Annotated in this window: 12 protein-coding genes and 1 pseudogene; 7 read left to right on the forward strand and 6 right to left on the reverse strand. The window is 70.4% G+C overall.

The features are described from left to right. Positions 1–2: 2 nt before the first annotated feature. Positions 3–866 carry a RimK family alpha-L-glutamate ligase gene (locus ASD47_RS18925; RefSeq protein ID WP_056759865.1) on the reverse strand — a complete coding sequence of 288 codons (864 nt, stop codon included), beginning with the start codon at positions 864–866 and terminating at the stop codon, positions 3–5. 104 nt (positions 867–970) lie between these two features. Between ASD47_RS18925 and ASD47_RS18930 the strand changes: the two genes are divergently transcribed. The 6 genes from ASD47_RS18930 to ASD47_RS18955 are packed head-to-tail and all read left to right on the forward strand — an operon-like array spanning position 971 to position 5,049. Next, positions 971–1,960, forward strand: coding sequence for an adenosine kinase (locus ASD47_RS18930; RefSeq protein ID WP_056759867.1), 990 nt, complete (start codon positions 971–973; stop codon positions 1,958–1,960). 17 nt (positions 1,961–1,977) lie between these two features. Beyond that, positions 1,978–2,568: an imidazoleglycerol-phosphate dehydratase HisB gene (gene hisB / locus ASD47_RS18935; RefSeq protein WP_019848747.1), complete on the forward strand. Its 591-nt coding sequence runs from the start codon at positions 1,978–1,980 to the stop codon at positions 2,566–2,568. Between the two features lie 12 nt (positions 2,569–2,580). Beyond that, the gene (gene hisH, locus ASD47_RS18940) at positions 2,581–3,222 is read left to right on the forward strand and encodes an imidazole glycerol phosphate synthase subunit HisH (RefSeq protein WP_056759870.1); all 642 of its coding nucleotides are present in this window, start codon (positions 2,581–2,583) and stop codon (positions 3,220–3,222) included. Then, a complete protein-coding gene (hisA, locus tag ASD47_RS18945) occupies positions 3,210–3,944 on the forward strand; it encodes a 1-(5-phosphoribosyl)-5-[(5-phosphoribosylamino)methylideneamino]imidazole-4-carboxamide isomerase (RefSeq protein WP_162251679.1) in 735 nt (244 codons plus the stop codon). Before hisH ends, hisA begins: the two co-directional genes overlap by 13 nt. Beyond that, positions 3,944–4,726: an imidazole glycerol phosphate synthase subunit HisF gene (hisF, locus tag ASD47_RS18950; protein WP_082564695.1), complete on the forward strand. Its 783-nt coding sequence runs from the start codon at positions 3,944–3,946 to the stop codon at positions 4,724–4,726. The genes hisA and hisF overlap by 1 nt, the downstream gene beginning before the upstream one ends. Continuing rightward, on the forward strand, positions 4,723–5,049 hold the full coding sequence (locus tag ASD47_RS18955; protein ID WP_056759874.1) for a phosphoribosyl-ATP diphosphatase: 327 nt from the start codon (positions 4,723–4,725) through the stop codon (positions 5,047–5,049). Before hisF ends, ASD47_RS18955 begins: the two co-directional genes overlap by 4 nt. 50 nt (positions 5,050–5,099) lie before the next feature. Here the strand turns inward: ASD47_RS18955 and ASD47_RS18960 are convergent, their stop codons facing one another. The 4 genes from ASD47_RS18960 to timA form a co-directional block, all read right to left on the reverse strand. Then, positions 5,100–5,672, reverse strand: a complete 573-nt coding sequence (locus ASD47_RS18960) for a DUF4337 domain-containing protein (RefSeq protein ID WP_056759877.1) — start codon at positions 5,670–5,672, stop codon at positions 5,100–5,102. A gap of 117 nt (positions 5,673–5,789) precedes the next feature. Beyond that, positions 5,790–6,329 carry a Smr/MutS family protein gene (locus ASD47_RS18965; RefSeq protein WP_082564696.1) on the reverse strand — a complete coding sequence of 180 codons (540 nt, stop codon included), beginning with the start codon at positions 6,327–6,329 and terminating at the stop codon, positions 5,790–5,792. A 4-nt stretch (positions 6,330–6,333) separates the two neighbouring features. Further along, entirely contained in the window at positions 6,334–7,470 is a 1,137-nt protein-coding gene (locus ASD47_RS18970; protein WP_056759881.1) for a murein transglycosylase A, read from the reverse strand. Continuing rightward, positions 7,470–8,069: a TIM44-related membrane protein TimA gene (timA, locus tag ASD47_RS18975; protein WP_056759882.1), complete on the reverse strand. Its 600-nt coding sequence runs from the start codon at positions 8,067–8,069 to the stop codon at positions 7,470–7,472. The genes ASD47_RS18970 and timA overlap by 1 nt, the downstream gene beginning before the upstream one ends. Before the next feature lie 161 nt (positions 8,070–8,230). Between timA and secB the strand changes: the two genes are divergently transcribed. Further along, positions 8,231–8,725, forward strand: coding sequence for a protein-export chaperone SecB (gene secB / locus ASD47_RS18980; protein ID WP_056759885.1), 495 nt, complete (start codon positions 8,231–8,233; stop codon positions 8,723–8,725). A 153-nt stretch (positions 8,726–8,878) separates the two neighbouring features. Here the strand turns inward: secB and ASD47_RS27065 are convergent. Beyond that, positions 8,879–9,053: pseudogene (locus tag ASD47_RS27065) on the reverse strand (ISAs1 family transposase); the annotation flags it as partial.

The following is a 9,053-nucleotide window of genomic DNA, read 5'->3' on the forward strand; positions in this document are numbered from 1 at the left end:
ACTCAGAGCGCCCGCTCCACCGCCGCAGCGAACGCCGCGCCGTCGTCGTGGGCGTGCTCCAGGAACAGGTCCGGCTCGATGACCTCCAGCTCCATCAGCTGCGGCGTCCCGTCCAGGCCACGGATCAGATCGACGCGGGCGTAGGTCAGGGGCGCCCCGGCCGCCTTCAGCACCATCTCGGCCGCGCGCAGAGCCTCGGGCTCGGGCGCGACGCCGCTGACCTGGCCGCCGAACTGGGGCTGGACGCGGAAATCGCCGGCCACGGCCACCTTAGCCACCGCGTGGCTGAACCGGCCGTCGAAATAGAACAGCGACAGCTCGCCCTCCTCGCCCACGGCCGGCAGGAAGGGCTGGATCAGGGCCGGGCCCGTGGTGCAGCCGAGCAGGCCGTCGGCGTGGCGCAGCTTGACCGTGTCCTGCGAGCCGCCGGAGATCTGCGGCTTGGTGACCAGCACGTCGACGCCGAACACGTCGCGGGCGTGGTCCAGCGCCGCCATCGTCAGCCGCTCGACCGCGTGGGTCGGCACCACCGGCGCCCCCTTGGACGCCAGGTCGGCCAGATAGGTCTTGGTCGTGTTCCAGCGCAGCACCGCGGCGGGATTGACCAGCCGGGCGCCGGCCGCCTCCAGGGCGTCGAGCCGCGCGAACCACCCGTCAGTCCGCAGGTGGTAGCCCCAGGTGAGCAACGGCAACACCACGCGGGCGCCAGACGTGTCGACGTCGACCCAGCTGGCGGCCTCGACGGTCAGCCCGCGAGCCCGCAACGGCGCCGCCAGGCGTTCGAAGATCGACGACCAGGTGTTGGCGAAGCGGGGTTCATCCGGCGCGGGGGTCAGGATCAGGACGTCGGTCGGGGCTGGGGTCATGCCCTGGCGGTAGAACGCCGCGCCCCGCGGAGCAAGGCCCGCGTTGCCTTGCGGCCCCCGATCCGGTACTTCGCGCGCGTCGCGCTTTTCGGATAAGGCCTTTCATGACCGCTCTCTACGACGTCGCCGCCATCGGCAACGCCATCGTCGACGTCATCGCCCAGTGCGACGACGCCTTCCTGGAGCGGGAAGGCCTGGTGAAGGGCGCGATGGCCCTGATCGACCCGGCGCGCGCCGCCAGCCTGTACGAAGTGATGGCCGCCGGCATCGAGGCCTCGGGCGGTTCGGCCGCCAACACCGCCGCTGGCGTCGCCAGCTTCGGCGGCAAGGTCGCCTTCATCGGCAAGGTCGCGGACGACCAGTTGGGCGCCGTTTTCCGCCACGACATGAAGGCCATCGGCTGCGACTTCTCCACCCCGCCGCTGGCGGAAGGCCCGGCCACGGCCCAGAGCCTGATCAACGTCACCGCCGACGCCCAGCGCACCATGTCGACCTATCTGGGCGCCTGCGTCGAGCTGACCCCGGCTGACGTCGATCCGGCGATGATCGAAGCGGCCCAGTATTCCTACCTGGAAGGCTATCTGTTCGACCCGCCCGAAGCCCGCCGCGCCTTCGCCAAGGCCGCCGCCCTCAGCCACGGCGCGGGCCGCAAGATCTCGATGACCCTGAGCGACAGCTTCATGGTCGATCGCCACCGCGGCGCCCTGCTGGGCTTCATCGAGACCCAGTGCGACGTGGTCTTCGCCAACGAGAGCGAAATCTGCTCGCTGTTCGAGACCACCGACTTCGACGCCGCGGTCAAAGCCTTGGCCAGCCGGGTCGAGATCGCCGCGGTCACTCGCGGCGAAAAGGGTTCGATTGTCGCCTCGGGCGCGGCCTTGCACGAAATCTCGGCCTATCCGGTGGAAAAAGTCGTGGACACGACCGGCGCGGGCGACCAATACGCCGCAGGTTTCCTCTACGGCCTGTCCCAGGGCCGTCCGCTGCCGGTCTGCGGCCAGCTGGGCTCCCTGGCCGCCGCCGAGGTGATCGACCACTATGGTCCGCGCCCGCAGGTCTCCCTGCGCGAGCTGGCCGCCCGAAACGGCCTCTAGGACAAGAACGGACGACCATGGCCCGCACCGCTGAAGTGGTCCGCGAGACGAAGGAGACCCAGATCCGGGTCTGGATCGATCTCGACGGGACCGGCGCCTCGACGATCTCCACCGGCATAGGGTTCTACGACCACATGCTGGAGAGCTTCGCGCGCCACGGCGGTTTCGACCTGAAGGTCGAGACCAAGGGCGACCTGCACATCGACATGCACCACACGGTCGAGGACACCGGCATCGTGCTGGGCCAGGCGATCCACAAGGCGCTGGACGGCTTCAAGGGGATCCGTCGCTTCGGCCACGCCTATATCCCGATGGACGAGACCCTGACGCGCTGCGCCATCGACCTGTCCAACCGGCCCTACCTGATCTGGAAGGTCGACTTCAAGCGGCCCAAGGTCGGCGAGATGGACACCGAGCTGTTCAAGGAGTTCCACCACGCGTTCGCCATGAACTGCGGGGCGTGCGTGCACCTGGAGACCCTCTACGGCGACAACACCCACCATGTCGCCGAGAGCGGGTTCAAGGCCCTGGCCCGGGCGCTGCGCCAGGCGGTCGAGATCGACCCCAAGACCGGCGGCCATGCCCCTTCCACCAAGGGCGTGCTGTAGGAAACCGATTTCATGCAGACCGTCGCCCTGATCGATTACGGGTCGGGCAACCTGCGCTCGGCCGAGAAGGCCCTGCGCGAGGCGGCCCGCCGCCACGCCATCGACGCTGACATCGTTGTCACGGCCGATCCCGCGATCGTGGCCGCCGCCGATCGGGTGGTGCTGCCCGGCGTGGGGGCCTTCGCCTCATGCCGCGCGGGCCTGGACGCTTCGGGCGTCTACGAGGCCATGAACGAGGCCGTGCACGGCCGTGGCGCGCCGTTCCTGGGCATCTGCGTCGGCCACCAGCTGCTGGCGAGCGAGGGCCTGGAGTTCGGCGTCACGCCGGGCCTGGACTGGATCCACGGCCAGGTGAAGAAGCTGGCGCCGAACGATCCGGCCCTGACCATTCCGCACATGGGCTGGAACGCGATCGCCTTCGCGCGCGACCACGCCCTGTTCAAGGGCGTCGAGGCCGGCGCCCACATGTATTACGCCAATTCCTTCGCCCTGACCCCGGCCGACCCGGCCGACGTGCTGGCCACCACCGACCACGGCGGTCCGTTCACGGCGGCTGTGGCCAAGGGCAACGTGGCCGGCGTACAGTTCCACCCCGAAAAATCCCAAGCCGCGGGGCTCGCCCTGCTCGCCAACTTCCTGGAATGGCGCCCATGATCCTCTATCCCGCCATCGACCTGAAGGACGGCCAGTGCGTGCGCCTGCTGCACGGCGACATGGACAAGGCCACGGTCTTCAACACCAGCCCCGCCGACCAGGCCGAGCGCTTCGTGCGCGACGGCTTCTCGTGGCTGCACGTGGTCGACCTGAACGGCGCCATCGAGGGCAAGTCGGTCAACACCGCCGCGGTGCAGTCGATCCTGGAAGCCATCTCGATCCCGGTGCAGCTGGGCGGCGGCATCCGCACCCTGGAAGGCGTCGAGGCCTGGATCGAGGCCGGCGTCAGCCGCGTGATCCTGGGCACCATCGCCGTTCATGACCCCGACCTGGTCCGCAAGGCCGCCCGCCTGTGGCCCGAGCAGATCGCCGTGGCCGTCGACGTGCGCGACGGCAAGGTGGCGGTCGATGGCTGGACCGGCCTGTCGGACCTGGACGCCATCACCCTGGGCAAGCGCTTCGAGGACGTGGGCGTGGCCGCCCTGATCGTCACCGACATCAGCCGCGACGGGGCGCTGACCGGCGTCAATGTCGAGGGCGTGGGCGAACTGGCCGACGCGGTGTCGATCCCGGTCATCGCCTCGGGCGGCGTGGCCTCGGTGGCCGACATCGAGCGGCTGAAGGCGCGTCCGGGCGTCGAGATCGCCGGCGCCATCCTGGGCCGCTCGCTCTACGCCGGCACGATCAAGCCGGCCGAAGCCCTGACCATAGCGGCCGCCTGATGCTCAAGACCCGGATCATTCCGTGCCTGGACGTCAAGGACGGCCGGGTGGTCAAAGGGGTCAATTTCGTGGCCCTGCGCGACGCCGGCGACCCGGTCGAGCAGGCCCGCGCCTATGACGCGGCCGGGGCCGACGAGCTGATGTTCCTGGACATCACCGCCTCCAGCGAGGGCCGCGGCCTGATCCTGGACGTGATCTCCCGCACCGCCGAGGTCTGCTTCATGCCGGTCTCGGTCGGCGGCGGCGTGCGCCAGGTCGGCGACATGCGCCGCCTGCTGCTGGCCGGCGCCGACAAGGTGTCGGTCAACACCGCCGCTGTCGAGAACCCCGACCTGGTGGCGGCCGGCGCCGACGCCTTCGGGGCGCAGTGCGTGGTCGTCGCCATCGACGCCAAGGCCCGCGCGGACGGTTCGGGGTGGAACGTCTGGACCTATGGGGGCCGCAAGGACACCGGGATCGACGTGGTCGACTGGGCCGCCAAGGTCGTCGAGCGGGGGGCCGGCGAGATCCTGCTGACCTCGATGGACCGCGACGGGGCCAAGATCGGCTACGACATCCCCCTGCTGCAGGCCGTGACCGGCGCGGTGACCGTACCGGTGATCGCCTCGGGCGGGGCGGGCAAGACCGACCACCTGGTGGAAGCCGCGCGCGACGGCCACGCGGCCGCCGTGCTGGCCGCCTCGATCTTCCACTTCGGCGAGATCAGCGTCGGCGAGGCCAAGCGGGCCATGGCGCAGGCCGGCATTCCCGTGCGCCTGGACGACCTGAAGGGGGCCGCGTGAGCACGCTGTTCGACGTCCTGGAGCGCCTGGCGGCGACGATCGAGGCCCGCAAGGGCGGCGACCCGGCGACCTCCTACACCGCCAAGCTGCTGAACGACCCGGCCCTGGCCGCCAAGAAGCTGGGCGAGGAAGCCGTCGAGACGGTGATCGCCGCCGTGGCCCAGGGGCCGGACGCCCTGGCGTCCGAAAGCGCCGACCTGCTGTACCACTGGCTGGTCCTGATGGCCGCCTCGGACGTGTCGCTCGACACCGTGGCCGAGAAGCTGGCGGCCCGCGAGGGCACGTCGGGCATCGCCGAGAAAGCGTCGCGGGGCGGTTCCTGAGCCGGGGACAGGCGCATGCGCCTGTCCCCGAAAAGGCCTCACGCCAGGGGCTAGCCCAGCAGCTTGCCGAGCAAGGCCGAATGCAGGCTCCAGCCCAGGAAACCCGCCAGGCCCATCACCACGCCCAGGGCGCCGAACGCCCAGGACGCCCACAGCGCCGCCGGGATCTCGACCAGCGCCGCCACCGCTGCGATCGACACGGCGATGGAGATCAGGGCGTCGGAGGCGTCGAACTGGTCGTCATGGACGTTCAGGGCGTCATACTGCCCCGCATAGCCCTCGGCCTTGGCCTTGAGCGCCGGAATCTCGCTCCTGTACTTGCCCATCTCGGCCTGCAGCCGAACGGTTTCGAGGTTCACGGCGGCCCGCGTCGTCTCGCCGCCCGACACGGCCAGCAGCCGGGCCTGGTCCACGGCCGTCTCGTCGATGTGAAGCTTGGTCTTGGTGGCCTGGTACTCGTTCCAGGCGTCGACGCCGTCCGACTGCGCCTGCTGCATGGCCTGGACGATGTTGCCGTCCTTGACCCCGCACAGCCCCATGAAGATCGACAGGGCGACCACGGTGATCGCCACCCGCCGGTTGAAGCTTTTGTCCTTGGCCTCGGCCCCGATCTCGATGTCCATCTCGCCTCTCCGGAACGCGGCGAAGCTTGACGCCCAGATTCTGGCGACGGCGCGGCGAAGCTAGGCTTGAAACTTCAAAACCCCGCTCATCCCGGCGTTCGCCGGGATGAGCGGATGTTAAACCTTGGGAGGCCGCCGCTTCAGGGCCACGTACAGCGCTCCGTCGCCGCCGTGCCGCTTGTCGGCCGGCGACACGCCGGCCACGATGTCGCGTAGGGCCGGGTCGGCCAGCCATTCGGGCGTGCGGGCCCGCAGGACGCCGACCCCCAGCTTGCCCTTGCCGGTCACCACCAGGGCCGCGCGGTGGCCGTCCTCCCAGGCGCGGCGCAGGAAGGCCTCCAGCACCGGCCGGGCCCGGTCCTGGTCCAGGCCGTGCAGGTCGAGGCGGGCGTCGAGCGGCGCGTACTCACGGGCGATCTTGCGACGACGATTGGGCTCGATGCCCTCCAGCGGTCCGGGCGCCCGCCTGGTCTCCGCCGGCGTGATGGTCTTGGGATCCACCAGCAGCGGCGCCATCGGCTGCAGGCTGGTCGGCTGGACCAGAGACTTCTGGGCCTTGGGCGTCCAGCCCGCCGCCTTGTGGGTCGGCTTGGCCTTGACCGTGGCCGTGACCATGCCCCACAGGCGCATCTCGTCGTGGCGCGGGGGGCGCTTCACCGTCTCAGCCCCGGGGAACCAGGCGATAGAGGCGCAGGTCGTGGCGCACGCGCCCGGCTTCCGCCCCGGCCGCCGGACCCGTGCCGGTGTAGAGGTCGGCCCGCACGTCGCCCTTGATCGCGCCGCCGACGTCCAGGGCCACCGCCAGGCGGCGATAGGTCGGGAAGGCGCCCGCCAGCTTCGGCGCGCTGGCGTCTAGCCAGAACAGCTCACCCATGGCGTGTCTGGCGGGATCCACGGCGATCGCGCGGCCGGACGGCAGCGGAACGCCCGCCGCGCCCACGGCCTGCTTGCCATCGTCGGGCAGGGTCTGGAAGAACACGTAGCGCGGGTTCAGCCGCATGATCGCGTCGGCTTCGGGCCCGCGATGATCGGCAAGCCAGGCGCGGATGGCGTCACCGGAGGTGTTGTTGTCCGGCAGCAGGCCGCGGTCGCGCATCGGCGTGGCGATGCCGACGAACGGCCGGCCGTTATGGGCGGCGAACGCCGCGCGCACCCGCCGGCCGTCGGGCAGGACCAGCACGCCCGAGCCCTGGATCTGCAGGAAGAACAGGTCCTCCGGCCGCATCCAGGCCAGGGGCCGGGGCTCCGGCATGGCCTCGATGGCCGCCCGGTCGCGATAGGGCAGCACCTGGCCGCCCTCGATCTCGCCGGCCGCCTTCTTGCCCGCCAGGCCAGGATCGAACTGGGCGAAGTCCAGCGTGACGAGATCGGCCGGCTTGCCGCGCAGCGGGGCGCTGAACTCGGCCGAGCGCGACATCCGCGCCTCGTACTCCGGCGCGAAATAGGCGGTCAGCAGGCCCTGCCCCGGGATGGCCTCAGGGCGGAAATTGGCTTCGAGGAAACGACGGGCGTCGTCGTCGTTCCAGGCCGGCTCGGCCCGGGCCTTGCGGCAGACCTCGGCCAGGGCCGGATCCTTGGCCGCGCCGCAGCCTTGGCGGAAGGCGTCCAGGGCGCCCAGGTGGTCTTCCTGCGCCCATCCGGCCAGGTCGTTGAACGACACGGGCGTCGAAGGGGCGGTGTGCGTGACCGGCGGCGGGGTCGTCCCCGGCGTGACGGGACCCGCCGGCCGGACCGGCGCGGTCGTACAGGCCGCCAGCGCCAGCAGGGCGAAGGCGGCGACGAAACCCTGACGCGGCATCACGCCTCCGCGACGTCGACGCGGACCAGGGTCCAGTTCGGATTGCGGCTCTTCAGGTCGCGCTGGAAGGTCCACAGATCAGCGGTGCGGCGGTCGTCGACCGCGTCGCCCTCGGCGCTGGTCGAGCGGGTGCGGATCTCGGCCAGGATGCGGACCACCGCCTTGGCGACGTCGCCCTCGACCGTCACCGAGTCCAGATCGGTGCGCGGGGTGACCAGGAATTCGGCGGTCTCGGTGCGGCTCTGGGCCTCACGGGCGGCGATGGCGGTCTCGAAATTGGCCATCACCTCCGGCGACAGCAGCGGCCGCAGCGTCTCGCGGTCGCCGGCGGCGAACGCCTTGACGATCATCTCATAGGCCTGGCGCGCGCCGCCGAGGAAATGGCCGACGTCGAAGTCGGTCTGGCGAGCCCGCAGGGCGGCGATGCCCGACAGGGCTTCAGGCGGGGCTTCGGGGGCCTTCAGGTCACGCTGCGGCGCGCTGGCGGGAACCACCGCGGGCGCGTCCTCGGGCTGACGCCCAACCCGACGCCCAAGGGTGGCGTAGAGCTGGTAGAGGACGACCGCGGCCAGGGCCGCCAGGATAATCCATTCAAACACGATATTTTCCGCTCATTCGGCCGACGCGCTTCATCGGACCTATATAGGCCATAACGGGCTCGCGCGTCAGGCGCCTGGCGTTGCGCGCCAGCCGCCCCCGTGTTAGCAGCCCGGCTCTCTCCTAGCGGCCCCTTTCGACGCCGAATACGGATTTATCGCCCATGACCGACACCACCGCCGCTCCGCCCGCAACTTCCGAAGACGGCGCGCCCGGCGAAACCGGCATCCGCATCATCGCCCAGTTCGTGCGCGACTTCTCGTTCGAGAGCCCGCACGCCCCGGATTCCCTGCGCGCCGGCGGCGCGCCGCCGGCCATCGACATGGGCGTCGAGATGAACGCCCGCGGCCGTCCCGACGGCCTGTTCGAGGTGGACCTGAAGCTGTCGGCCCGCGCCACCCGCGACGAGCAGCCGGTGTTCCACGTCGAGGTGATGTACGGCGGCCTGTTCCACATCTCGGGCGTGCCGGAAGACCAGCTGGAGCCGGTGCTGCTGATCGAGTGCCCGCGCTTCCTGTTCCCCTACGCCCGCCGCCTGATCTCGGACGTCACCACCGAAGGCGGTTTCCCGCCCTTCCTGATCGACCCGATCGACTTCGCCGGCGTCTACGCCGCGCGCAAGGCCCAGGCCGAGGGCGTGGTGGTCGGCAACGCCTGATCACGGGCCGAGCGTTAGAATACAAAAGCCCCGGTCGCTCGAAGCGGCCGGGGCTTTTTGCTTGTCTGCGCCTAGAACCCCTCAGTCGCTCCGCGACAGCTCCCCCAAAAGGGGAGCATCTGGCCGCACTGATCCTCCCCCTCGTAGGCAGGGCTATCGCATATGACCCAGGAGTGAGAGCAGGAAGGTTTCATCCCAGCCGGCGCGCTTGATCTTGGTCTTGATGGAACCCTTGTCGGGGTGCTGTCGCAGGGTGTTGAGGGCGAGCTTTCGGATCAGGGCGAGGTTTTGCGGTGCGTTGTCCTTGCGGCTGCGCGAGGCGTCCTCC

Origin of the sequence: Caulobacter sp. Root1472 (assembly GCF_001426985.1) — a bacterium.
Classification (GTDB): Bacteria; Pseudomonadota; Alphaproteobacteria; order Caulobacterales; family Caulobacteraceae; genus Caulobacter; species Caulobacter rhizosphaerae.

Excerpts from the sequence above, each read along its gene's own strand:
- ASD47_RS18925 (WP_056759865.1), bottom strand. The coding sequence starts at position 866 with ATGACCCCAGCCCCGACCGACGTCCTGATCCTGACCCCCGCGCCGGAT.
- ASD47_RS18930 (WP_056759867.1), top strand. The coding sequence starts at position 971 with ATGACCGCTCTCTACGACGTCGCCGCCATCGGCAACGCCATCGTCGAC.
- hisB (WP_019848747.1), top strand. The coding sequence starts at position 1,978 with ATGGCCCGCACCGCTGAAGTGGTCCGCGAGACGAAGGAGACCCAGATC.
- hisH (WP_056759870.1), top strand. The coding sequence starts at position 2,581 with ATGCAGACCGTCGCCCTGATCGATTACGGGTCGGGCAACCTGCGCTCG.
- hisA (WP_162251679.1), top strand. The coding sequence starts at position 3,210 with ATGGCGCCCATGATCCTCTATCCCGCCATCGACCTGAAGGACGGCCAG.
- hisF (WP_082564695.1), top strand. The coding sequence starts at position 3,944 with ATGCTCAAGACCCGGATCATTCCGTGCCTGGACGTCAAGGACGGCCGG.
- ASD47_RS18960 (WP_056759877.1), bottom strand. The coding sequence starts at position 5,672 with ATGGACATCGAGATCGGGGCCGAGGCCAAGGACAAAAGCTTCAACCGG.
- ASD47_RS18970 (WP_056759881.1), bottom strand. The coding sequence starts at position 7,470 with ATGCCGCGTCAGGGTTTCGTCGCCGCCTTCGCCCTGCTGGCGCTGGCG.
- secB (WP_056759885.1), top strand. The coding sequence starts at position 8,231 with ATGACCGACACCACCGCCGCTCCGCCCGCAACTTCCGAAGACGGCGCG.